The organism is Rhizobacter sp. OV335, assembly GCF_900142965.1.
Classification (GTDB): domain Bacteria; phylum Pseudomonadota; class Gammaproteobacteria; order Burkholderiales; family Burkholderiaceae_C; genus Rhizobacter.
In genome coordinates, this window is record NZ_FRCQ01000001.1 from 293,428 (window position 1) to 316,631 (window position 23,204).

Consider the following 23,204-nt stretch of genomic DNA (forward strand, 5'->3'; position numbering starts at 1 on the left):
GAGAAGGGATCGGGTGGCGGCAAAGAAACACCGTTCGCCCTGAGCTTGTCGAAGGGTCGGACTGAGCTTGTCGAAGGCCATGCGCGGGTCGGGCACAGCCCTTCGACGGACGGGCCCTCGACAAGCTCGGTCCTTGCGCAGGCCCTTCGACAGGCTCAGGGCGAACGGGGGTTTGTGTACGCACGGCACCGCCTTTGCTGCGCCATCGCGGCAAAGGCTCAACCTTCCATCAGCCGATTGCGCCCCAGCCGCTTCGCCTCGTACAAGGCCGCATCAGCCCGCTCGACCAGCTCGATCGCGTTGTCGCCCGGCTGTGCGACCGCCAGCCCCAGGCTCAGCGTGACCTGCAACCCCGGCGCGATCGCGCTCCACGGATAAGCCTGCACCGCGCTGCGCAGCCGCTCGCAGATCTCGTGCGCCGTCTCGCGCGGCGTGTCGACGAACACCAACACGAATTCCTCGCCGCCCCAGCGGCCGAGCAGGTCGCGCGCCCGCGTCTTGTCGCCGAACAGCCGCGCCACCGTGCGCAACACCTCGTCGCCGACCGCATGGCCGTGGCGGTCGTTGACCTGCTTGAAGTGATCGAGGTCGGCCATCGCCAGCGCCATCGGCTGGCCCTGGCCGCGCGAGCGTTCGATCAGCAGCGGCAAGGTCGCATCCACATGGCGCCGGTTCGCGAGGCCCGTCAGCGGGTCCTCGAGCGTCTCGCGGTGCAGCTCGGCGGTGCGCTGCTCGAGCAGCTCTTTCTCGGCCTCCAACTGCTGCGTGCGCAGCCGGTGCAGCTCGGCCTCGAGGCGCGAACGCTCGCCGTCCATCAGCGCGCGCTCGACATCGATGCGGTTCACCATCAGCCGCGCCTGCGCCTTGCTCTGCAGCGCGACGCGCTGCATCTCGATCTGGTGGTGCGCCTCGCAGTGCAGCAGCGCCGGCTCGAACTGGCGCGTCGCCTTGTAGGCACGGTGCAAGGCCGAGTGCACGCGCATGCGGGTGGTCTCGTGGTCCATCTCGGTCAGCGACTGCAGCGTCGCTGTGAGCTCGGTGATGGCTTCTTCATTCCGGCCCTCGCGCAGCAGCACCTCGGCGATGTTGTGCCGCATGCGCAGCACGACCGCGCGGAAGCCGTTCTGCAGCGCGCTCGCCAGCGCCTCCTGCAGCAGCGAGCGGGCTTCGGCGAACTCGCCGGCCAGCCCGAGCGCCTCGCCCAGGTTGCCCTGCGTGACGCTGACGCGGTAGATGTCGCCATGCCGGCGCGCCAGCGACAGCGCCCGGCTGCCGTACTGGCGAGCCCGCTGGATCGCCTGCTGGCTGGCATCGTCGTCGGCGCGCAGCTGCGCCTGGTAGTAGGCGCTGATCGCGGTCGCGGTGAGGTTGTTAAGCGCCAGCATGCGGTCGCCGTGGCCGCCGTGCTCGCGCGCCATGCCCAGGGATTGCAGCAGGAAGCTCTCGGCCTGGATCGAATCGCCGAGCCGGTCGTAGCAGATGCCGATGCGGTTCAGCGCAACGCCCATCGCCAAGCCGCGGTCGTGCTGGCGGGCCAGCTCGAACGATGCGGTGGCGTGCTTCAGCGCTTCTTCCTGCAGGCCGATTTCGCTGAACGAGATGGCCAGCAGGCACAGCGTGTCGCACTGTTCGTCGATGCGCTCGGCGGCCTTCCAGAGCGCCAGCGCCGCGCGCGCCGACTGCACCGAGGGCTCGAACTGCCCGAGCCGCCAGCGGTGGTTGGCCATCAGCGTGTGGATGCGCGCCAGCATCAGCGGCTCGCCGACCGCGCTGGCGCCATTCAGGGCTTGCTCGGCCAGCGCGAGGCCCTGCTGGTGATGGCCGGCGTCGTGGGCGGCCTGCGATTCGGCGATCAGCCTGACGAGGCGGCGGGCGACCGTCTCGGGGCCGGTGGACGTGGAGTGGGGCAAGGCGTGGGCGACCATGGAGGGCCCGATTGTGCGTGGCCCGGCGCGAGCGCGCCAGACACGCAGGCGTCACCTTCGCGACGCCGTCAACTCTTGCGCAACGCGTGCCAGATGCGCCAGCCGAGCAGCACGCCGATGATGGCGGCGTACACCGCGACCTCGGCGAAATTGTTCTTCGCCGCCTTCATCCAGAAGAAGTGCAGCAAACCCAGCAGCACGATCGCGTAGACGCTCTTGTGCAGCGCCTGCCAGCGTTTCGCGCCCAGTGCCTTGATGGCCCGGTTGAACGAGGTGGCGGCCAGCGGGATCATCAGCACGAAGGCCAGGAAGCCGACCAGCGCGAACGGGCGCTTCGGGATGTCGCGCACGATGGCGTCGAGGTCGAGCCCCATGTCGAGCCACGCATATGAAAAGAAGTGCAGCACCACGTAGAAGAACGCGAACAGCCCCAGCATGCGCCGGAAGCGCGCCAGCGCCGGCTGGTGCGCGATCACCCGCAGCGGCGTCACCGCCAGCGTGATGCACAGCAGGCGCAGCGTCCAGTCGCCGGTCGAGCGGATCAGCGCCTCGGCCGGGTTCGCGCCCAGCGTGTTCATCAGCGCACCGTAGAACAGCCAGGCGAACGGCAGCAGGCCGGCGACGAACAGCAGCGGCTTGGCGGCCGGATGCAGCAGCGGCGAACGCCGGCGCGGCGCAACGGGGCGGGGGGCGGTGTCGGGCGACAGCACGGCGGTCTTCATCGTCGGGCCGCCGTCAGAACAGCTTCTTCAGGTCCATGCCGGCATAGAGCTGGCCGACCTGGGCTTCGTAGCCGTTGAACATCAGCGTGGCGCGCTTCTTCGCGAACAGGCCGTCTTCGCCGATGCGGCGCTCGGTGGCCTGGCTCCAGCGCGGGTGGTCGACCGTCGGGTTGACGTTCGAGAAGAAGCCGTACTCCTGGGCCGCCGCATGGTTCCAGGACGTGAGCGGCTGCTTGTCGGTGAAGCGGATCTTGACGATCGACTTGCCGCTCTTGAAACCGTATTTCCAGGGCACCGCCAGCCGCACCGGCGCGCCGTTCTGGTTCGGCAGCACCTCGCCGTACAGGCCGAAGGCCAGCAGCGCGAGCGGGTTCATCGCCTCGTCGAGGCGCAGGCCCTCGACGTAGGGCCACGACAGCACGCGCGAACCGAGGAAGGGCATCTGCTTCGCGTCGCCCAGCGTGACGAACTCAACGTACTTCGCGTTGCCGGTAGGCTCGACGCGCTTGATCAGCTCGGACAGCGAATAGCCGACCCACGGGATCACCATCGACCAGCCCTCGACGCAGCGCAGCCGGTAGATGCGCTCCTCCATCGGGGCGAGCTTCAGCAGCTCGTCGAGGTCGTAGACCTTGGGCTTCTTGACCTCGCCTTCGATCGCCACCGTCCAGGGCCGGGTCTTCAGCGAGCCGGCGTTGCGCGCCGGGTCGGCCTTGTCGGTGCCGAACTCGTAGTAGTTGTTGTAGCTGGTCACGTCGTTGTAGGACGTGAGCTTTTCCATCGTGATCGCCCCAGGGACGGTGCTGCGCGTGCCCGGCAGCGGCGCCAGCTTGTTCGGGCGGGCGGCCTGCGCCATCGCGTCGCGCGCGACCCAGCCGGACAGCGCGGCGCCGCCGGCGCCGAGCGCCATCAGCTTCAGCAGCTCGCGGCGGCGCTCGTAGACGCTGCGCGGCGTGATCTCGGACGGCACGGCATGGTCGAAGCCGCGGTTCGGGCGGTGGTGCATGGAAACTCCTGGGGGCGCCGAAGCGCGTTGCCGGTCAGTCGGGCTTGGAGCGGCAGACCTTACAGCCGGTTCCACCGGCCGGCCGGGTCAGGGCAGCTCACCGAAATTGGTGTCGTCGATCACCGTGCCGAATTGCGTGTCGGAAAACAGCCGCAGCGAATTGCGCGCGGTGCGTTCCCGGAAGCTCTTGCGGGCGAACAGCTTGGCCTGCGCCTCGCCCGGCAAATCGGTGATGTTGATGATGTTGCGCACGATCAGCGTGTCGATCACGTCCTCGATCACGCGGACGAAATCGGCGTCGAGCTTGCCGAAATCGCTGCTGGCCGGCGTGTGGCCGATGAAGGCCAGCAGCTCCGGATGCCCGTCCGCCATGAACTCGGTGCCGGCGCCCGGTTGACGGTGCAGGCTGTCGATCTGTCCGTCGGGTCCGCGTCGGATGTGGGGCATGGGGGCGTTCGCAGTGGCGAGTCGAATGACTATAGTCGCGCCCGCGCCGACCGGGCATGAAAAAGGCCGGTCAGTGACCGGCCCCTGCAGATGAAGCGTGAGATTCGCCGCGTTCAGCGCAGCCCGGCGATGTAGTCGGCCACCGCCTTGATCTCCTTGTCGTTCATCTTCGCGGTGACGCCGGTCATCTGCGCGCTGTTCTTGCGCAGCCCGCCGCGGAAGGCCACCAGCTGCGCTTCGGTGTAGTCGGAGTGCTGGCCGCGCAGGCGCGGGTACTGGGCCGGGAGGCCGGCGCCGGTCGGGCTGTGGCAGCCGGCGCAGGCCGGAACGGCCCGGTCGGCGATGCCGCCGCGGTAGATCTTCTCGCCGAGGGCGACCGATTCCTTGTTCTTCGCGAAGCCGGGCTTCGCATCCTTCGAGGCGTAGAACGCGGCGACATTGCGCATGTCGTCTTCGCTCAGCGTCGAGGCCATGCCCTTCATGATCGGGTTGTCGCGCTTGCCTTCCTTGAACTCGGCCAGCTGCTTGACGAGGTATTCAGGGTGCTGGCCCTGCAGGATCGGGTTGGCCGGGCTGCCGCGCGAGCCGTCGGCCGAGTGGCAGGCCGCGCAGACGTTGGTCGAGATGGCCTGGCCTTTCGCGACGTCGGGCTTGGCCTTCGCCGCCTCGTTTGCGGAGGCTGGCACCACCAACGCGGCGGCCAACAACAGACTCGACAGCAAGCTAGCAACAGGCATCATGGCGGGTGGTGTGTGAGGTGGCTGGATGCGTTTTGTGGGTGCAAAACCCGGCGATTTTACAATGCAAGTTTTTGGTGCCTTCCATGACCGACGAAAACAATTCCGGTGCGCCGGCCGCTGACGCGAGCAGCGATGCGGCCGCAGCCGAGAAACTGGCGCTGGCCTGGACGCACACGGCCCGCTTCCTGACGACCGCCAGCCAGCTGAACCAGCTGCCGCAGACCGAGCTGCCCGAGATCGCCTTCGTCGGGCGCTCGAACGCCGGCAAATCGACCGCGATCAACACGCTGACGCAGCAGAAGCGCCTGGCCTTCGCGTCGAAGACGCCCGGCCGCACGCAGCACATCAACCTGTTCGAGCTGGGCCCGAAAGACGCGCCGAATGCGCTGTTCGCCGACCTGCCGGGCTACGGCTACGCCGCGGTGGCGCGCTCGGCCAAGCAGCGCTGGCAGGAGGTGATGGCCAACTACCTGCAGGTGCGCCGCAGCCTGTCGGGCGTGGTGTTGATGGTCGATTCGCGGCTCGGGCTGACCGAACTCGACCGCAACCTGCTCGAGTTCGTGGCACCCCGCGTGGGCTCCGGCGAGGTGCGCCTGCTGGTGCTGCTGACCAAATCCGACAAGCTGAACCGCAGCGAGGCCGCCACCGCGCTGGCGACCACGCAGGCGGCGCTGGGCGAGCTGACCAGCGAGCACGCCGACATCGGCATCACGCTGTTCTCGGCGCTGAAGAAGCAGGGCGTCGGCGACGCGGCCTGCGTGTTGCGCGACTGGATCGTCCCGTCGCCATGATCGAGACCTTCGACGCGGTGCTGCCGCACGGCATCACGCTGAGCTGCCGGGCCAGCGGGCCGCGCGGCGCGCCGGCGATCGTGTTCCTGCATGGTTTTCCCGAAGGTGCCTTCGTCTGGGACGCGATGCTGCGCCATTTCGGCGACCGCTATCGCTGCATCGCGCCGAACCTGCGCGGCTACGAGCGCTCGTCGGCGCCGGCCGAGGTCGAGGCCTACCGCGCGAAACACCTGGTGGCGGACCTGCTGGCGCTGATCGCGCAGCAGGGCAGCGGCCCGCTGGCGGCGCTGGTCGCCCACGACTGGGGCGGCGCGGTGGCCTGGAATTTCGCGGTGCAGCACCCGCAGGCGCTGCAGCGGCTGGTGATCGTCAATTCGCCGCACCCGGGGGTTTTCCTGAAGGCGCTGCAGACCGATCCGCGGCAGCAGGCGGCCAGTGCCTACATGAATGCCTGGAGCCGGCCCGAGGCCGAGGCGGAGCTGGAGGCGGGCGACTTCGCGCGGCTGTGGGCGGTGTTTGCCCACATGGGCGCCGAAGACCCGTCGCGCCCGGGCGGCGGCTGGCTGACGCCGGCGCTGAAGGAACAGTACCGCGCGGTGTGGCGGCACGGGCTGACCGGTGCGCTGAACTACTACCGCGCGTCGCCGCTGCGCCCGCCGACCGGGCCCGATTCACCGGTGCTGGCGCTGAAGTTCCCGCCGGAGTTCGTCACCGTGCAGGTGCCGACGCATGTGGTGTGGGGCGAGGCCGACGTGGCCTTGCCGGCTTCATTGCTGAACGGGCTGGAGGCCTTCGTGCCGAAGCTGACGCTGACCCGCGTGCCCGGCGCCACGCACTGGATCGTGCACGAGCTGCCGGCGCTGGTGGCGGCCGAGATCGAGCAGGCGCTTGCTCAGACCACGACGTAGCGGCCTTCGAGCAGCTGCGACGCCGACTGCAGGTGCTCGCGCAGCATCGGGAACAGGTCCGACGACGACTCGGTCGCGTAGATCTGTCGCGCCCGGTGTGCCGGCGAATACGCGACGTTGACGAGGCAGGCGGCCGGCCCGCTGCAGTACTCCAGCAGCTCCGGCCCGAGGAAGTGAACCGCCCAGCCTTCGGACGATTCGACACCGCCATCGCTGATCCGCATCAATTCGCTGTCCGTCATGTCGCGCCTCGCCGAATTTCTCTGACTCTTCTTCAACCCTTGCAGCCAGTTTAGGAAGCGCTTCCTCGCTTGGCATCCCCCCGAACGCGGCAGTCCGCCCCCGGCAATTGCCTTATCCGTCACGGTCGGCCGATGAACAGGTAGAGGCCGGCCGCGCCCCGCGGCGCGTAGGTCACGCCGAGGTAGAGCGGACCGATGCCGGTGTCCGCGCCGACGAACAGGCTCATGCCGCTGCGCAGGTCGTTCAGCTTCATCTGGCTGCTGTAGTCCCAGGCGTTGCCGGCCTCCAGCGAGCCGCCGGCGAACAGCCCACGGGTGAACACCGGCGCGTAGCTCAGGCGCTGGTAGTACGCGAGCCGCCCGAACAGCAGGTAGTTGCCCTCGATCTGACCCGGCAGGTAGCCCGACATCTGCTGGAAGCCGCCGAGCGTGTAGCGGCCGAGCCCGGCGATCGAGCGCTGGTCGGCATGCTGCACCCGCCCGAGCGCGTTCAGCGTGTGCCGCCCCCAGGTGCCGACCGCCGAGCCCTCGCCCTCGATCCGCGTGAAGCGGTCGGAATCGCTGCCGGTGACGCTGTCGCTGCGCCGCCCGCTGACCACCTCGCCCTGCACGCGGTAGCCGCGCAGCGGGAAGTTCGCGAAGTCGAGCTGGTCGATCACCACGCCGACGCGCAGGCCGGATTCGTCGATCGTCACCGTGTCGCGCGGTCCGACGTAGTCGGCCGACAGGATTTCCGGCTCGTTGCGCAGCGTCAGGTGCGTCAGGCCGATGCGGATCTCGCCGAACTGGCCCCAGGGCTGGCCCAGGTCGACGCCGAAGCGGCCGGCCGAGCGGTTGAAATGCCCGCGCTCGTCGCCGGTGACGCCGTTGTAGACGGCCACCTTGCGGCGCTCGATCTCGCCGTAGCCGGCGACGAACCAGTCGTTCGAGATCCCCAGCGTCCAGTTCAGCGGGTGGTAGATCTCGGAGAACAGCTTCGGCACCTCGCCGATCTGCACGCGGTTGCGCCATTCGGTGCCGTTGGCATCCAGCCAGTGGCGGTTGTGGCTGATCTTCAGGTTGAAGGCGCTGCGCCCGCTGAAGTCGGTGGTCAGGTCCAGCCCGACGCGGAAGTAGTGCGGCCCCCAGGGCTTGTCCTCCAGGTCGAAGACCAGCCCGTCGCCCTGGCCGGTCGTCACCAGCTCGTAGTCGGCGCGCACGTAGTCGCCGCTGGCGGCCAGGCGCCGCGCATCGCGCTCCGCCTTGGCCGCGTCGAAGGGCTGGCCGGCGGCCGATTCCATCTGCGCCGCGAAGCGCTTCGGGTTGGTCAGGCTGCTGCCTTCGAACTCGACGAACGCGAGCGTCGCCTGCGGTGCGGGTTCGCGCGGGTGGCCGGCCTTCCATTGCGCATAGGCCGCCTCGTCGAGCGACAGCGCGGCCAGCCGCGGCGCGAGCTGCACGGCGCCTTGCTCGCCGAGCGCGATCAGCTCGCGCGTCCTGTTGAAATCGCCCGAGCTGATGTCGCCCAGCTGCGGCGAGATCAGCAGGTCGCGCCCGCCGAGCGACGCCAGGCTGCGCTGCACGTTCTGCTCGGTCAGGATGTTGATCATCTGGCCGGTCAGGCCGCCGACCGAGCCGAGCGTCTTGCGCGGCGCCAGCGGTGTGCCGATGTTGACGACGATCACGATGTCGGCGCCCATCGCGCGCGCCACGCCGACCGGCACGTTGTCGACCAGGCCGCCGTCGCCGAGGATGCGGTCGTCGATCTCGGTCGGCGGGAACACGCCCGGCACGCTCATGCTGGAGCGCAGCGCGAGCGCCAGGTCGCCCCGGCTCAGGATCACCGCGCGGCCGTCTTCCATGTCGGTGGCGACGGCGCGGAACGGGATCGGCAGCCGGTCGAAATCGCGCACCGAACGCACCGGCAGCGTGTAGCGCCGCAGCAGCGTCTCGAGGCCGCGGCCCGACAGCGCGCCGAGCGGCGCGCGCAGTTCGCCGTCGCGCATGCCGAACTCGATCAACGGCGAGATCTCGAAGTCTTCTTCCTTGCGCCGCTGCGACAGCAGCTGGCGGTCGACCCGGTTGGCGAACACCGCGTCCCAGTTGACCTTCAGCAGCTCGCGCTCCAGCGTCTCGGCGTCCATGCCGCTGGCGTACAGGCCGCCGATGATTGCGCCCATCGAGGTGCCGGCGATCACGTCGACCGGGATGCGCTCGCGCTCCAGCACCTTCAGCACGCCGACGTGCGACAGGCCGCGCGCGCCGCCGCCGGACAGCACCAGGCCGATGCGCGGGCGAGTGGGTGGCGCTGGCGCCTGCTGCGCCAGCGCCGTGGTGCCGATGAACGCGAGCAGGCACAGCCATGCCCGCCGATGGGTCCCGCCTCCGAATGTCATGGCCGGCATTCTGCCGGCTCGCGGCGGCCGGTCAGCGCAGCGTCGCCAAGCTGCGCAGCATGCCGTCGACCGCGCGCTGCACCAGCGAGTAGTCGGCCAGCGGGATCAGCAGGTCGGCGCTGCGCAGCCGCTCGAGCGCGCGCAGCGTCACCGAATGCGTGCTGCCCGCCTGCTCGCCGGCGAACAGCAGCAACTGCCCGCCGTCGCTGCGCCACAGCAGCTGCAGGTGGCTCCAGCGGCCGAGCAGGAACACCCGGTAGTGCCGGCCGATCGCCATCGCGTTGACCCAGGCGGCCGCATCGTCGCCGCCCGCGGCCGGGCCGCTCGGCAGCCACTCGGCGGGCACCGTGTCCATCGAGCCGAGGTCGATCAGCGAATCGCTGAACGGTGTGCCGGTCTCGGGCACCGGCTCGACGGTCTCGTCGCGCATGCGGCGCACGATCTCTTCCGGCGTCGGCTCGGGCTCCGCGGCGGCAGCGGCCGGCCGGGCGCGCGGCTTCATCGCCTCGGTGTGGACCTCGACCAGCGCGTCGAGCGCGGCCTGCTGCTCGCCGGCCGGCAGCGCGATCAATTCCATGCCGGTACGCAGCTCCTTCAGCAGCCCGGGCAGCAGGCCCAGCAGGCGCAGCCGGCTCTGCGGATGGTCGGGCAGGCGCAGGCTCCACAGCAGGTGATCGGTCGCCTTCAGCACCCGCTGGCTGGATTCGGCCTCCTCGCCGTACAGCGTGAACGATTGGGCCAGCACGCGTGCCCACGCACCGGTGACGAAGCGGCGGATCACGGGCGTGGTGCGAACCGGCGCCATCTGCTCGGTCAACCGATGCGCCAGCTCGCGCTGCAGCCGCTCGCGCTGCGCGGCCATCACCAGCGTCGCGATCGCCCCGCGCGCGGCCACCTGCGCGTCGCGCAACTGCTCGGCGGTGCAGGCGTCGACGCGGGCGATGCTGCGGCGGTACAGCGCGGCGTCCTGCACCGGCTCGGCGAGCATCTCGTCGACCAGCCGGTCGCAGAACGCCAGGACCTGCGCCAGCCGCGGGTCGCCGGGCAGCGGATAGCCGACGGCGGCGCCGGCGATGCGGTCCATCAGCTGCCACACCGGGTGGTCGTGGATCTCCATCATCTTCGGGTCGCGCAGCGCGACGCGCAGCGCCGACACCTGCAGCCGGCCCATCAGCGTGCGCAGCGCCTGCGGCAGCATCGGGTCGCCGAGGATGGTCTCGAACAGCCGCGACAGCAGCTCGATGATCTGGCGCTCGATCGTCTCGTCGGCGGCCGTGAGCAGCGAGCCGCGGAACTCGGCCAACCGTGACGACGGCGTGCCGGCGCGATCGGCCGCGTCGGGGTCGTTGCCGGTGCCGGTGCCGGCCGGCAGGCGCGACAGCATCGCCTCGATGCGAGCGAGCGCCTGTTCGAGTGCCGGGCCGAGCGCGGTGCCGCGGCCGGCGGCGGCTGGCCGTTCGGATGGCGAAGACGGCGCGGTGGTGGGATCGCCACCCGGCATGCTGCGCACCAGCCCTTCGAGCGCGCCGGGCATCGTCACGTCGACCTCCGGCTTGCGCGCGGCACCGGCGCCGGGCGCGAACACCACGGTGCGGTAGATGCTCGGCTCGATGCCCTGCGATTCGAGGCGCGAGCAGGCGGCGGCCCAGGCCATGCGCAGCAGCGGCGTCATCGCGGTCGAGGCCACGCGCAGCAGGATGGCCTGCTGCACCGGCTTGTCGGTCACGTCGCCAGCGGCGTCCCACAGCGCGTGCGCGTAGGCGAGCGGGCGCAGCGGGTTCGACTCGGCGGTGGTGTGGGCCTGGCCGCGCAGCGTCGAGGTGAAGGTCTGCAGCTCGCGCAGTTCCCATTCGGTGCCGGTGTCGATCTGCTGCACCGCGCGCGAGATCTCGATGTCGGATTCGACGCGGCCTTCGTCCATCAGCTGCAGGCCCGAGAGGCTGCTCGGCCCGGAGGGCGTGGGGGCGGCGGTGTCGGCGGGTTCGAGGTCGGCCAGCACGCGCTGGCGCAGCGCGTCGACGAAGGCGCGCTGGAAACGCCCGGCATGCTGCTGCAGCAGCTCGACGAGATCGAAATGGTGCTGGCGCTCGCTCGCGAGCAGTTGATCGCGCGGGCGGCGCAATTGCTCGACCACCGCGGCCATCGTGCGGGCGATCAGGTCGGGCGCGCGGCCCAGCTCATCGTCGATGAAGCGTTTCAGCAGGGGAGCGATCGGCATGGCGGTATTGTGCGGTCCCCTGGAAACCCCAAAAGAAAAGGGCTGCCGAAGCAGCCCTTTCAAGTTGGCGAGGTGCCAGGACTTACATGTCCATGCCCATGCCGCCCATGCCACCCATGCCGCCACCGGGCATGCCGCCACCGGCGCCGGCTTCGTCCTTCGGAGCCTCGGCGATCATCGCCTCGGTCGTCAGCATCAGCGAGGCCACCGACGCGGCGTTCTGCAGCGCGGTGCGGGTCACCTTGGTCGGATCCAGGATGCCCATCTCGATCATGTCGCCGTAGGTGTCGTTGGCTGCATTGAAACCGTAGTTGCCCTTGCCGTTCAGCACGGCATTGACGACCACGCTGGCTTCGCCGCCGGCGTTGTAGACGATCTCGCGCAGCGGCGCTTCGATCGCGCGCAGCACCAGCTTGATGCCGGCTTCCTGGTCGGGGTTGTCACCCTTGATGGTGCCGGCCGCCTGCTTGGCGCGCAGCAGGGCCACGCCGCCACCGGCCACGATGCCTTCTTCGACGGCGGCACGGGTCGCGTGCAGCGCATCTTCGACGCGGGCCTTCTTTTCCTTCATCTCGACTTCGGTCGCAGCGCCGACCTTGATCACCGCAACACCGCCGGCCAGCTTGGCCACGCGCTCTTGCAGCTTTTCACGGTCGTAGTCGCTGGTGGCTTCCTCGATCTGCACGCGCACTTGCTTGACGCGGGCTTCGATGTCGGCACCGGCACCGGCGCCGTCGATGATGGTGGTGTTTTCCTTGCCCACTTCGATGCGCTTGGCCTGGCCCAGGTCGGCCAGCGTGACCTTCTCGAGCGTCAGGCCGACTTCTTCGGCGATGACCTTGCCGCCGGTCAGGATTGCGATGTCTTCCAGCATGGCCTTGCGGCGGTCGCCGAAGCCCGGAGCCTTGACGGCGACGACCTTCAGGATGCCGCGGATCGTGTTGACCACCAGGGTCGCCAGCGCTTCGCCTTCGACTTCTTCAGCGATGATCAGCAGCGGACGGCCGGCCTTGGCGACTTGCTCCAGCACCGGCAGCAGGTCGCGGATGTTGCTGATCTTCTTGTCGAACAGCAGCACGAACGGGTTGTCCAGCAACGCCGATTGCTTCTCGGGGTTGTTGATGAAGTACGGCGACAGGTAGCCGCGGTCGAACTGCATGCCTTCGACGACTTCGAGTTCGCTCTCGAGCGACTTGCCGTCTTCGACGGTGATGACGCCTTCCTTGCCGACCTTGTCCATCGCGTCAGCGATGATCTTGCCGATGGTTTCGTCGCTGTTGGCCGAGATCGAGCCGACTTGCGCGATTTCCTTCGAGGTCGTGGTGGCCTTCGAGGCCTTCTTCAGCTGCTCGACCAGGGCCGTGACGGCCTTGTCGATGCCGCGCTTCAGGTCCATCGGGTTCATGCCGGCGGCCACGTACTTCATGCCTTCGCGGATGATGGCCTGGGCCAGCACGGTGGCGGTGGTGGTGCCGTCACCGGCGATGTCGCTGGTCTTGGAAGCGACTTCCTTGACCATCTGCGCGCCCATGTTCTGGAGCTTGTCCTTCAGCTCGATCTCCTTGGCGACCGAGACACCGTCCTTCGTGACGGTGGGGGCGCCGAACGAGCGCTCGAGGACCACGTTGCGGCCCTTCGGGCCCAGGGTCACCTTGACGGCGTTGGCGAGGATGTTGACACCCTCGACCATGCGTGCGCGGGCTTCGCCGCCGAAGACTACGTCTTTTGCTGCCATGTTCTTTTCTCCGAATTCAGTGTTGAGGTGGTGGAACCAGTGCCGGGAGAATTACTTCTCGACCACGGCGAAGAGGTCTTCTTCGCGCATCACCAGCAGTTCCTTGCCGCCGTCCTTGACGACCTGGCCGCTGTACTTGCCGAACAGCACGCGGTCGCCGACCTTGACGTTCAGGGCCACGAAGTCGCCCTTTTCATTGCGCTTGCCGGGGCCGATGGCCAGCACGATGCCTTGCTCGGGCTTCTCGGTGGCGGCGTCGGGGATGACGATGCCGGAAGCGGTCTTGGTTTCTGCTTCAACGCGCTCGACAATCACGCGATCGTGCAACGGGCGAAATTTCATGGCTTCTCCTTGATGTCTCAAATGGGACTTCTGGTGGGCAACGAGGCAAGTTGGCGCTCATTGACTTGGCAGAACATCGGCACCCGAAGGCACCTGGATGTCGTTAGCACTCAAGTTGGATGAGTGCTAGCAGACCAGAATTATAGGGGCAGAGCGTGACGGTTCAAGGGGCGGGGTCTTCATCAGCCAGCGCAGCTTGCGCAAGCCCGGCAGGACAGAAGCCTCGGTCTGCTGCCAATACAAGCAGGCGAACCCGTACCGGCGCCGCGCTATCCTTGGCGCTTCCTTCACGACTCCCTTTCAACCATGCTGATCGCGATCGTCGGCGGCGTGCTGGCCGCCCTGGGTTTGCTGTCTGCCGTCGCGCTGGTGGCGGCCCCGCTGGGTTTGTCCGCCACGTCGCCCGGCTTGACGCTGTGGGTGCTGTTCCCGCTCTTCACGCTGGTCGGCTATGCGCTGCTGGTCGCAGGCAGCCGCGATCCGGCGGTGAAGCTGCCGACGCTCGTGCTGGCCGTGCCGCTGTTGCTGCTGGCGCTGGCCGCCGCGGTGGCGCTGGTGGCCGGTGCGGCCGGCTGGTGGGCCATCGGCGGCGAGGCCGGCTCCGCCCCGCTGTGGTACGTGCTGGTGCTGGGCGGCGTGCTCGGCGCGATCGGCACCGCGGCCTCCGGACGCCGCGCTGACTAAGCGAAGCGCTTGAAGAACAAGCCGGCGTAGAGCCGGGCGCCGAATGCGAAGCCGAAGATCAGCAGCACCGACAGCGCGAGGTACATGCCGACCAGCAGCACCGATGCCGCGCCTTCGCCGCGCCCGGCCACGAAGCTGCCGACGGCACCGACCGCCAGCGCGGCGATGACCGCCCGGCGCTCGCCCAGCCCTCGGGCCAGCGTGCAGAAGACCGCGAAGACCGTGACCAGGCCGACGAGTTCGAGCGCATGCCGGCGCGGCGTCGTCAGCGACGACCACCGTTCGCCCCACGTGAGCCTGGGTGGCTTGGCTGAAGGGCCAGAAGGACCCTTCAGCGCATCGGCGACCAGGCGATCGGTGACGGCGTCGAAGCCACCCGGCGTCTGCAGGCCCTCGTCGGTCCACTGCAGATCCGTGGCTTCACCGCTGCGCAGCTTCTGCATCGCGGTGCGCCAGGTGTCATCCTGGTCCGATGGCGACACAGTCGTCCGGCAGAACAGGGTCACGCTGGCGCCGGGTGCCAGCACCGGATTCGCGCCGCGCGCCGGGTGGCAGCGCCAGTTCACGCCCGACCGGTGGTTGAGCGGAATACGCACCGCGAGCTTCTGGGCCCCGATCGTGAAGCTGCCGGCGTTCTGCACGCTCAAGGCCCACAGCGCGGCGGTGCGCGACGGGGACTGGATCCACACGTTCGGCGCCGCCGGCGCGAGGCGGCCGCCGAATTCCGCGGCCTCGTCGCCGAGCTGCGGTTCGTTGGCCACCGGATCGGGCTTCAGGCTGCGCGACAGCTCGGCATGCCAGCGGCCGGAGATGTCGCGGTGGCGCGCCGCCTGCGGCAGCGTGTCGTCGATGACCTGCCCCAGCGTGGCGGTGGCCGGCAGGTGCTCGCCGCCGAGCTGCCGCAGGTGAACGGCGAACAGCCCGCGGCGCAGTGCCTGCAGGCCGTTGCGGTCGCCGGGCGCCAGGTCGCGCCACGCCGGCAGCAAGGCCCACGCCGATCCCGGGCGGGCGCCCAGCCGCTGCGCGCGCAGGGCCTCCATCGGGTCGCGTCCCGGCCAGTGCAGGTCGGCGAGGATGAACACCGCGACGGCCCAGGCCGCGGCCTGGATCATCAGCAGCGGTGTCCACCCCGACAGCATCGATCGGCGTGCCCCACGTGCTGCAGCCTCGGTCGATGCGGGGGGCGACGAGCGCGGGCGGCGCGTGCTGGGGTAGCGCGCCAGCCGCTTCGCCTCGATGTCTGCCGCCGCCGCGAGGTCGGCCTCGGCCGCTTCGAGCAGCGGGTCGATGTCGGGCAGGTTGTGCGCGACGACGATGTGGCCGCAGTGTCCGCACTGCGTGTCGCGTGCCGGGTCGAGCGCGGACCCGCAGGCGCGACACGGCCACGCGGTGGCATGGCCGATGGCCCGGGGCGAGGCCCCCATGCCGTCCAGCTGCAGGCGCAGCGAATGCGCCAGCCGCGGCATGTCGATCACCACCAGCGCGGTGCCGCACCAGCTGCAGTGGTCGTCGCCCGCCGAGGCCGCACCGCCGCAGTTCAGGCAGTGCAGCGCGTGCTTCTCCTGCGCGAGCGCCTGCCGCTCGGCGACACCCAGCGGCCGCACCAGGCCGCGCTCGGCCAGCAGGCCGCTGTGGCTGTGCAGGTGGCCGTGGCGGCGCGGGCATTCGAGCGCGGCGAACAGGCCGAAGCGCGACTGGTTCTGCACCCGCTTCAGCGTCGCGGCGCAACGCGGGCAGGCCGGGTGCGCCACCTGGGCCTCGGCCAGCGGGCGGCTGGTGCCGGCTTCCATCTCGCGCAGCAGCCGCACCCAGCCGAAGCTGTCGAGCTGGACCGATTCGAACTCGTCGAACCACACCAGGCGGCAGTCCAGGCAGTGCTCCACCGTGACCGGCTGCCCCTTGTGCGAGGACAGCGACAGCACGCGCATCGGCGTGCTGCAGCGCGGGCAGGCGATGCGCCGGGCGGGTGTCGGGGCGGTGGTCTCGGGCAGGGCGCTCACGGCTGCGATTCTCGACGACGGCCGCGGCCGCGTCAGTGCACTTCAGCGCAGTTTCGCGATCGCCCGTGCCGCCAGCCGGCCGGCGCTCACCACCTGCGGATGCGGGTGCAGCGTGCACAGCTCGGCGATGACCCCGAGCGCGCGCGAGGGCCGCTTCTCGATCTCGACCGCGACCGCCTCGCCGAGGAAGAAATCCGGATCGGTGACCAGCCGGCGCAGCAACGCCGTGTCGCTCAGGTCCAGCGACGGCACCAGCGCCATCGCGACCTCGTGGCCGGCGCCGCCACCGATCAGCTTGCCGATCCAGCGCGACAGGCCGGCCTGGTCGGCCGCGACCGGCGAGCACGCCGGGTGCAGTTCGCTGAGCCAGGTCTGCTGCCGCTTCGCCTCGTCGGCGGCCGCGAGGAAGTCATCGAGCGACGCGTAGACGATGCGCGAATCGTCGTCATGCGCCAGGTAGAACACGCTGCCCTTGAGCGGCGAGCGGCTGGCGTAGACGTGGTGGTTGCTGGTCTCCGGGTCGTCGAGCACGATGCCGCCGAGCGCCGCGACGATCGGGTGGTACGTGAGCAGGCCGGTCCATTCGGTGGCCTGGGCGCGATCGAGCAGGTTCAGTTCGACGTCGAGCCGGCCGGCATAGTCGCCGACGGCGATGCGGGCAAACCAGGGGTCGAGTTCGGCAGGAAGGCTCATGTGCCCAAAGTATCGGCCCAGATGTTGCGCGCCCACGCGCCGGCATACGCGCCCTCGGCTTCATTGCGCTGCGCCGAGACGCCGCCGGCGCCCGCCACCGGCTTGAAGGTCGACTCCGCCGCGACGTACTCGTGCACGCTCGCGACGTGGATCACGTTCGTCTCGTCGACGAAGCTGTAGCAGGTGTTCGTCAGCATCGGGTGCGCGTCGACCGCGACGCCCGACAGCTGCGCGACGATCGCCGCGGCCGCCACCTTGGCATGCGCGTTCGCCATGTGCGCGCTCTTCGGCATGCCGGGGGCGATCTGGATCGCATCGCCGAGCACGTGCACGTCCTGCGCGACCGTCGAGCCGAAGTCGATGAAGTTCACCCGGCACCAGCGGTTGACGGCATTGGCCAGCCCGCTCTTCACCGCCAGCGCACCGGCGCGCATCGGCGGCAGCACGTTCAGCACGTCGGCCCGCACCGCATCCTGCAGCTCGATGCGCAGCGTGCCGGCCGCGGCATCGACGCCGATCACCTTGTGCTGCGGCCGGTACTCGACGATGCCGGGGTACAGGTCGCGCCACGCGGCCTTGAAGAGCGCGGGCTTCGAGACCACGTCGGCATTGGCGTCGAGGATCAGCAGCTTCGAGCGCGGCTTCGCGCGCCGGAAGTACGCTGCCACCACGCAGGCCCGCTCGTACGGCCCGGGCGGGCAGCGGTACGGCGACTCGGGAATGGTGATCGCGAACACGCCGCCGTCGGGCATCGCCTCGAGCTGGCGGCGCAGCGCCAGCGTCTCGGGCCCGGCCTTCCAGGCCTGCAGCACGCGGCCGTCGTCGTGCGCGCGGCGCAAGCCGTCGACCTCGTCGAACATCAGCTCGATGCCGGGCGACAGCACCAGCTTGTCGTAGCCGATGGTCGCGCCGGACGCGAGCGTCACCTGCTTGCGCGCGGCGTCGATCGCTGCGGCCTCGTCGCGCACCCAGCGCACGCCGTGGCGCCCGGTGAGCGCGTCGTACGACAGCGTCAGCTCGGCCAGCGTGCGCGTGCCGCCCAGCACCAGGTTGGAGCCGGGGCAGGACACGAAGCGCGGCTGCGGTTCGATCATCACCACGTCGATGCGCTGCTGCGACAGCAGCCGCACATAGCGCGCCGCGGTGGCGCCGCCGAAGCCGCCGCCGATCACCACCACCTGTGCACGTGATGGCACGGCGGCCGGTGCGGCGCAGCCGACCACGCCGGTGGTCGCGAGCGCACCGGCCGTCGCGAGCAGGTCGCGGCGCTTCATCGGGCTTGCGCGGCGAACCAGCCGGCCAGTTGCGAGAGTTGCGCCGGCGTGTAGCCCTTGGCGAGCTGCGGCATCACGGTGCCGGGGCGGCTTCCATCGCGAAACCCGATGAGTCGCGCGAGCAGGTCGTCGCGGTCGCGGCCACCGAGGCCGACGATCGCGCTGCCCGGCGCTGGGCGGCCGTCGGTGCCGTGGCAGGCCGCGCAGGTGGCGGCCAGCGAGCGCAGCGCGAGCTCGTCGGCCGACGGTTGAGCCACGGCGCTGCAGGCAGGAGCGAGCGCGAGCGCCAGCCAGGCGGATTGCTGCAAGGTCATGCGGGTGTCTCCTCCACGCGAAGCGCGCATCTTCGACGCGGCGAAGAATCCTACGGTTTTCGTCCCCTATGGACAGCAGGGGCTTCGGCCTGAAGCGCTCCTGAGGGATGCTCCGTCGCCACCTCAGGAGAGACCATGCCCCGATTGAACGTCAACGGAAGCGTCCGCGAGTTCGATGCCGAGCCCGACACCCCGTTGCTGTGGGTGCTGCGCGAGCAGCTGGAGCTGACCGGCACCAAGTACGGCTGCGGCATCGCGCAATGCGGCGCCTGCACCGTGCACCTCGACGGCGTGCCCACGCGCAGCTGCGTGCGGCCGGTCTCGACGCTGGGGCCCGACGAAAAGATCGTGACGATCGAAGGCCTGGCATCGAACGCCTCGCACCCGATCCAGAAGGCCTGGGCCGCGCTCGACGTGCCGCAGTGCGGCTACTGCCAGTCCGGGATGATCATGGCGGCGGCCGCGCTGCTGAAAGCCAAGCCGCGGCCCACCGATGCCGATATCGACGACGCGATGACCAACATCTGCCGCTGCGGCACCTACAACCGGGTGCGCGCGGCGATCAAGGCGGCCGCGCAGGGGGGCGACCCGAAGCAGGCGGGGCTGAACATCGTGCACATCGTCGGGAGCAAGGCATGAGCGCGCCGGTGCTGTCGCGGCGCGGCTTCATCGCCGGGTCGGCGGCGACCGGGCTGGTCGTCGCGTTCCACATTCCGTTCGCCGACGAAGCCGCCGCGCAAGCCGCGACGCCGGCCGTCGCGACGCCGGAGATCAACGCCTGGGTCGTCGTGCAGCCGGACGAGACCATCGTGATCCGCATCGCCCGCTCGGAGATGGGCCAGGGCTCGCTGACCGGTCTCGCGCAGCTGGTGGCCGAGGAGCTCGACTGCGACTGGTCGCGCGTGAAGACCGAGTACCCGACACCGGGCCAGAGCCTCGCGCGCAAGCGCGTCTGGGGCAACTTCTCGACCGGCGGCAGCCGCGGCATCCGCGAATCGCACGACTACGTGCGCAAGGGCGGCGCGATCGCCCGCACGATGCTCGTGCAGGCCGCGGCCGACGGTTGGCAGGTGCCGGCCGCGCAGTGCCAGGTCGACAAGGGCGTGATCACGCACCCGGCGAGCGGCCGCAAGACGACCTACGGCAAGGTCGCGCTGGCGGCGGCCCAGCTGACGCCGCCGGCCGACGTGGCGCTGAAGGACCCGAAGGACTGGAAGCTCGCCGGCAAGCGCCTCGCGCGGCTGGACACGCGCGGCAAGCTCGACGGCTCGCAGGTCTACGGCTCCGACCTGAAGCTGCCCGGCATGCTGAACGCGGCGATCCGCGACTGCCCGGTGTTCGGCGGCAAGCTCGCGAGCTTCGACGCGGCGGCCATCGCCGGCAAACCCGGCGTGAAGAAGGTGCTGCGCGTCGGCGACAGCGCAGTCGCGGTCGTCGCAGACACCTGGTGGCGCGCGAAGTCGGCGCTCGATGCGCTGCCGGTGGTGTGGGACGAAGGCCCGAACGCGAAGATCGGCAGCGCCGAGATCGCCGCGACGCTGAAAGCCGGGCTCGATGCGCCGGAGGCGGCGGTCGGCAATTCGAACGGCGATGCGCGGGCGGCGCTGGCGTCGGCCGCGCGCGTCGTCGAGGCGGTCTACGCCTACCCGTTCCAGAACCACGCGACGATGGAGACGATGAACGCGACGGCGAAGTTCACGCCCGCGTCCGACGGCGTGCCGGCGCGCTGCGAGGTCTGGACGCCGACGCAGAACGGCGAGGCGGCGCACGCCGCCACGGTCGAGGCATCGGGTCTGCCGGCCAGCCAGTGCGAGGTCTACAAGCTGCTGCTCGGCGGTGGCTTCGGCCGGCGTGGCGCGGTGCACGACTGGGTGCACCAGGTGGTCGCGATCGCGAAGGAGATGCCGGGCACGCCGGTCAAGCTGATCTGGTCGCGCGAAGAAGACATGACGCACGGCCGCTACCACCCGATCACGCAGTGCAAGCTGCGCGCCGGTTTCGATGCGGCCGGCAGCCTGACGGCGCTGCACATGCGGATCTCGGGCCAATCGATCCTGGCCGGCGTGTTCCCGCAGAACATCCGCGACGGCAAGGACCCGGTGGTGTTCCAGGGCCTGAACGCGCCTGGTCCCGAGGCGTCGATCGGCTACGGCGTGCCGAACCTGCTGATCGACCATGCGATGCGCAACCCGCACGTGCCGCCGGGCTTCTGGCGCGGCGTGAACCTGAACCAGAACACGATCTACCTCGAGTGCTTCATCGACGAGTTGGCGCACGCGACGAAGCAGGACCCGCTCGCGTTCCGCCGCAAGCTGATGACGCAGCACCCGAAGCACCTGGCGGTGCTGAACGCCGCGGCCGAGCGCGCCGGCTGGGGCAAGCCGGCCCCGAAGGGCGTGTACCGCGGGATCGCGCAGACGATGGGCTTCGGCAGCTATGTCGCCGCGGTGGCCGAGGTCTCGGTCGACAAGGAGGGCAAGCTGAAGGTGCACCGCATCGTCGCGGCCACCGACCCAGGGCACGCCGTCAACCCGCAGCAGATCGAGGCGCAGGTCGAGGGCTCGTTCGTCTACGGGCTGTCGGCCGCGCTGTACGGCGGCTGCACGGTGAAAGATGGCCGCATCGAGCAGACGAATTTCGACACCTACCCGGTGCTGCACCTCGACGAGATGCCGAAGGTCGAGACGGTGGTGATGCCGTCCGGCGGCTTCTGGGGCGGGGTCGGCGAACCGACCATCGCGGTCGCGGCGCCGGCGGTGCTGAACGCGATCTTCGCGGCCACCGGGCAGCGCATCCGCGAGCTGCCGCTGAAGAACCATTCGCTGAAGAAGGCCTGATGCGGGCGATGGCGATGGGTTCGGTGGCGGTGCTGATGGCGGCGTGCGCGGCAACGCCGCCGCGGGATGCGCTGCCACAGCCGCTCACCGCGGTGCCCGGCGATGCGGTGCGGGGGCGCGCGATCGTCGCGAGCCGGCAGGCCGGGCTGTGCCTGTTGTGCCATCCGGCGCCGATCGCGGAGGAGCGCTTCCAGGGCAACCTGGCGCCTGACCTGGCCGGTGCGGGCGCGCGCTGGTCGGCGGCGCAACTGCGGTTGCGCGTCGTCGATGCGCGCCGGCTGAACCCGCAGACCATCATGCCGCCGTACCACGACACCGACGGGCTGCAGCGCGTCGGCACGGCGTGGCAGGGCCGGGCGGTGCTCGACGCGCAGCAGGTCGAGGACGTGGTGGCCTGGCTGGTGACGCTGCAGTGAACCCCGCACTGCATCGCCGCGAACTGTTGCGGCTCAGCCTCGCGGCCGGCGGCCTGTTGCTGGTGCGGCCGGCGCGCGCGACCAGCTTCGAGATGCAGTCGGCGATCGCCGACTACGCGTCCGGCGCGCCGGTGAAGAAGGGACGCGTCACGTTCGAGATCCCGCCGCTGGTCGAGAACGGCAACGGCGTGCCGATCACCGTCAGCGTCGACAGCCCGATGACCGCGGCCGAGCACGTGACCGGCATCGCGGTGTTCAACGAGCGCAACCCGCAGCGCGACGTGGTGCGCTTCACGCTGGGGCCGCGCGCCGGGCGCGCGGTGGTGTCGACGCGCATCCGGCTCGCGACCTCGCAGCAACTGGTGGCGGTGGCGCGGCTGAGCGACGGCACGTTCTGGTCGCAGGGCGTCGACGTGCTGGTCACGCTGGCCGCCTGCCTGGAGTGATCGCGCGATGGCCCGCACGCTGATCACCGCCCCGAGCACCGCGAAGCGCGGCGAGGTGATCGAGTTGCGCACGCTGATCGCGCACCCGATGGAAACCGGCTTCCGGCCGGGTGCTGACGGCCTGCTGCTGCCGCGCAACCTGATCACGCGCTTCAGCTGCCGCTACAACGGCGAGCTGGTGTTCAGCGCCGATCTGCATGCCGCGATGGCGGCGAATCCGTACATCGCGTTCTTCACCACCGCGACCGAGAGCGGCACGCTGAGCTTCAGCTGGGAAGGCGACCACGGTTTCGCGCAGACCGAGACCGTGTCGCTCAGCGTGACCTGAACGATGCGGCGCGTGCTGTGGCTGATCCTGCTGCTGGCGACGGCGGCGTCCGCGCAGCCGGCGCGCCGCTCCGGCTTCGACGACATGAGCCCGTCGACGCAGGCGATGCAGCGCGACGATGCGCAGAACCCGGCGATGCTGTGGGCCCAGGACGGCGCGGCGCTGTGGGCGCGCGCGCCATCGCCGTCAGCACAGGCCTGCGCGGGCTGCCACGGCGATGCCCGCGAATCGATGCGCGGCGTGGCGGCGCGCTACCCGGCGTATGACGACGCGCTCGCGCGGCCGGTCGACCTCGCCGCGCGCATCAACCGGTGCCGCGAGACGCGCCAGGGCGCGTCGCGCTGGGCACCCGACAGCCAGGAACTGCTGGCGCTGGAAAGCCACCTCGCGCTGCAGTCGCGCGGGCTGCCGATCGAGCCGCCCGCCGACGCGCGCCTGCTGCCGTGGCGCGAGCGCGGCGAGACCTTGTACCGCGCGCGCATCGGCCAGTTGAACCTGTCGTGCGCGCAGTGCCACGACGAGCGGGCCGGACTGCGGCTCGGCGGCGGCCTGATCCCGCAAGGCCATGCGAACGGCTACCCGCTGTACCGCCTGGAATGGCAGGGCGTCGGCTCGCTGCTGCGGCGCATCCGCAATTGCATGACCGGCGTGCGCGCCCAGCCGCTGGCCGCCGAGTCGCCGGAGTTCGCCGCGCTCGCGGCCTACCTCGCGTGGCGCGACCGCGGCATGCCGATGGAGTCGCCCGCGGTGCGCCCCTGAAG

Annotated in this window: 23 protein-coding genes; 9 read left to right on the plus strand and 14 right to left on the minus strand. The window is 70.2% G+C overall.

Going from position 1 to position 23,204, the window contains the following annotated elements:
• Positions 1 to 218 precede the first annotated feature (218 nt).
• From BUE42_RS01315 to BUE42_RS01335, 5 genes are all read right to left on the minus strand, one after another.
• Positions 219 to 1,910 (minus strand): tetratricopeptide repeat-containing diguanylate cyclase, encoded by a 1,692-nt coding sequence (locus BUE42_RS01315; protein WP_159445352.1) that lies wholly within the window; start codon positions 1,908 to 1,910, stop codon positions 219 to 221.
• 83 nt (positions 1,911 to 1,993) lie between these two features.
• The gene (locus BUE42_RS01320) at positions 1,994 to 2,647 is read right to left on the minus strand and encodes a protein-methionine-sulfoxide reductase heme-binding subunit MsrQ (RefSeq protein WP_073462292.1); all 654 of its coding nucleotides are present in this window, start codon (positions 2,645 to 2,647) and stop codon (positions 1,994 to 1,996) included.
• Between the two features lie 13 nt (positions 2,648 to 2,660).
• Complete coding sequence (msrP, locus tag BUE42_RS01325; protein ID WP_073462293.1) at positions 2,661 to 3,653, minus strand: protein-methionine-sulfoxide reductase catalytic subunit MsrP; 993 nt, start codon at positions 3,651 to 3,653, stop codon at positions 2,661 to 2,663.
• Positions 3,654 to 3,740: 87 nt separating this feature from the next.
• The gene (locus BUE42_RS01330) at positions 3,741 to 4,100 is read right to left on the minus strand and encodes a hypothetical protein (protein WP_073462294.1); all 360 of its coding nucleotides are present in this window, start codon (positions 4,098 to 4,100) and stop codon (positions 3,741 to 3,743) included.
• A 113-nt stretch (positions 4,101 to 4,213) separates the two neighbouring features.
• Positions 4,214 to 4,840: a c-type cytochrome gene (locus tag BUE42_RS01335; RefSeq protein ID WP_073462295.1), complete on the minus strand. Its 627-nt coding sequence runs from the start codon at positions 4,838 to 4,840 to the stop codon at positions 4,214 to 4,216.
• Between the two features lie 83 nt (positions 4,841 to 4,923).
• On the opposite strand from BUE42_RS01335, the gene yihA reads away from it, so the two are divergent.
• Complete coding sequence (yihA, locus tag BUE42_RS01340) at positions 4,924 to 5,631, plus strand: ribosome biogenesis GTP-binding protein YihA/YsxC (RefSeq protein WP_083613791.1); 708 nt, start codon at positions 4,924 to 4,926, stop codon at positions 5,629 to 5,631.
• Complete coding sequence (locus BUE42_RS01345; RefSeq protein ID WP_073462296.1) at positions 5,628 to 6,539, plus strand: alpha/beta fold hydrolase; 912 nt, start codon at positions 5,628 to 5,630, stop codon at positions 6,537 to 6,539. The genes yihA and BUE42_RS01345 overlap by 4 nt, the downstream gene beginning before the upstream one ends.
• On the opposite strand, the gene BUE42_RS01350 is transcribed toward BUE42_RS01345, so the two are convergent.
• The 5 genes from BUE42_RS01350 to BUE42_RS01370 form a co-directional block, all read right to left on the minus strand.
• On the minus strand, positions 6,524 to 6,781 hold the full coding sequence (locus tag BUE42_RS01350) for a hypothetical protein (protein ID WP_073462297.1): 258 nt from the start codon (positions 6,779 to 6,781) through the stop codon (positions 6,524 to 6,526). The genes BUE42_RS01345 and BUE42_RS01350 overlap by 16 nt on opposite strands.
• A gap of 119 nt (positions 6,782 to 6,900) precedes the next feature.
• On the minus strand, positions 6,901 to 9,156 hold the full coding sequence (locus tag BUE42_RS01355) for a patatin-like phospholipase family protein (RefSeq protein ID WP_073462397.1): 2,256 nt from the start codon (positions 9,154 to 9,156) through the stop codon (positions 6,901 to 6,903).
• Between the two features lie 31 nt (positions 9,157 to 9,187).
• A complete protein-coding gene (locus BUE42_RS01360; protein WP_073462298.1) occupies positions 9,188 to 11,374 on the minus strand; it encodes a DUF1631 family protein in 2,187 nt (728 codons plus the stop codon).
• A gap of 82 nt (positions 11,375 to 11,456) precedes the next feature.
• Positions 11,457 to 13,109, minus strand: coding sequence for a chaperonin GroEL (gene groL, locus BUE42_RS01365; protein ID WP_073462299.1), 1,653 nt, complete (start codon positions 13,107 to 13,109; stop codon positions 11,457 to 11,459).
• A 51-nt stretch (positions 13,110 to 13,160) separates the two neighbouring features.
• Positions 13,161 to 13,451 carry a co-chaperone GroES gene (locus BUE42_RS01370; RefSeq protein ID WP_047500101.1) on the minus strand — a complete coding sequence of 97 codons (291 nt, stop codon included), beginning with the start codon at positions 13,449 to 13,451 and terminating at the stop codon, positions 13,161 to 13,163.
• A gap of 306 nt (positions 13,452 to 13,757) precedes the next feature.
• Here BUE42_RS01370 and BUE42_RS01375 point away from each other — a divergent pair, with 306 nt between their 5' ends.
• Positions 13,758 to 14,135: a hypothetical protein gene (locus BUE42_RS01375; protein ID WP_073462300.1), complete on the plus strand. Its 378-nt coding sequence runs from the start codon at positions 13,758 to 13,760 to the stop codon at positions 14,133 to 14,135.
• Here the strand turns inward: BUE42_RS01375 and BUE42_RS01380 are convergent.
• From BUE42_RS01380 to BUE42_RS01395, 4 genes are read right to left on the minus strand one after another with little or no spacing between them, the layout of a single operon-like run.
• The gene (locus BUE42_RS01380) at positions 14,132 to 16,135 is read right to left on the minus strand and encodes a TFIIB-type zinc ribbon-containing protein (protein WP_143171239.1); all 2,004 of its coding nucleotides are present in this window, start codon (positions 16,133 to 16,135) and stop codon (positions 14,132 to 14,134) included. The two genes, BUE42_RS01375 and BUE42_RS01380, sit on opposite strands and share 4 nt — an antisense overlap.
• Before the next feature lie 42 nt (positions 16,136 to 16,177).
• The gene (locus tag BUE42_RS01385; protein WP_073462302.1) at positions 16,178 to 16,828 is read right to left on the minus strand and encodes a hypothetical protein; all 651 of its coding nucleotides are present in this window, start codon (positions 16,826 to 16,828) and stop codon (positions 16,178 to 16,180) included.
• Positions 16,825 to 18,102 (minus strand): NAD(P)/FAD-dependent oxidoreductase, encoded by a 1,278-nt coding sequence (locus BUE42_RS01390; RefSeq protein ID WP_073462303.1) that lies wholly within the window; start codon positions 18,100 to 18,102, stop codon positions 16,825 to 16,827. The genes BUE42_RS01385 and BUE42_RS01390 overlap by 4 nt, the downstream gene beginning before the upstream one ends.
• On the minus strand, positions 18,099 to 18,416 hold the full coding sequence (locus BUE42_RS01395) for a c-type cytochrome (protein WP_200798884.1): 318 nt from the start codon (positions 18,414 to 18,416) through the stop codon (positions 18,099 to 18,101). The genes BUE42_RS01390 and BUE42_RS01395 overlap by 4 nt, the downstream gene beginning before the upstream one ends.
• Positions 18,417 to 18,551: 135 nt before the next feature.
• Between BUE42_RS01395 and BUE42_RS01400 the strand changes: the two genes are divergently transcribed.
• The 6 genes from BUE42_RS01400 to soxA are packed head-to-tail and all read left to right on the plus strand — an operon-like array spanning position 18,552 to position 23,202.
• Positions 18,552 to 19,055 carry a (2Fe-2S)-binding protein gene (locus tag BUE42_RS01400; RefSeq protein WP_073462304.1) on the plus strand — a complete coding sequence of 168 codons (504 nt, stop codon included), beginning with the start codon at positions 18,552 to 18,554 and terminating at the stop codon, positions 19,053 to 19,055.
• The gene (locus tag BUE42_RS01405) at positions 19,052 to 21,253 is read left to right on the plus strand and encodes a xanthine dehydrogenase family protein molybdopterin-binding subunit (RefSeq protein WP_073462305.1); all 2,202 of its coding nucleotides are present in this window, start codon (positions 19,052 to 19,054) and stop codon (positions 21,251 to 21,253) included. Before BUE42_RS01400 ends, BUE42_RS01405 begins: the two co-directional genes overlap by 4 nt.
• Positions 21,253 to 21,669, plus strand: coding sequence for a sulfur oxidation c-type cytochrome SoxX (gene soxX, locus BUE42_RS01410; RefSeq protein ID WP_083613792.1), 417 nt, complete (start codon positions 21,253 to 21,255; stop codon positions 21,667 to 21,669). The genes BUE42_RS01405 and soxX overlap by 1 nt, the downstream gene beginning before the upstream one ends.
• Entirely contained in the window at positions 21,666 to 22,115 is a 450-nt protein-coding gene (locus BUE42_RS01415) for a SoxY-related AACIE arm protein (RefSeq protein WP_073462306.1), read from the plus strand. Before soxX ends, BUE42_RS01415 begins: the two co-directional genes overlap by 4 nt.
• Before the next feature lie 7 nt (positions 22,116 to 22,122).
• Complete coding sequence (soxZ, locus tag BUE42_RS01420) at positions 22,123 to 22,443, plus strand: thiosulfate oxidation carrier complex protein SoxZ (RefSeq protein WP_073462307.1); 321 nt, start codon at positions 22,123 to 22,125, stop codon at positions 22,441 to 22,443.
• Between the two features lie 3 nt (positions 22,444 to 22,446).
• Positions 22,447 to 23,202 (plus strand): sulfur oxidation c-type cytochrome SoxA, encoded by a 756-nt coding sequence (gene soxA, locus BUE42_RS01425; protein ID WP_073462308.1) that lies wholly within the window; start codon positions 22,447 to 22,449, stop codon positions 23,200 to 23,202.
• Positions 23,203 to 23,204 lie beyond the last annotated feature (2 nt).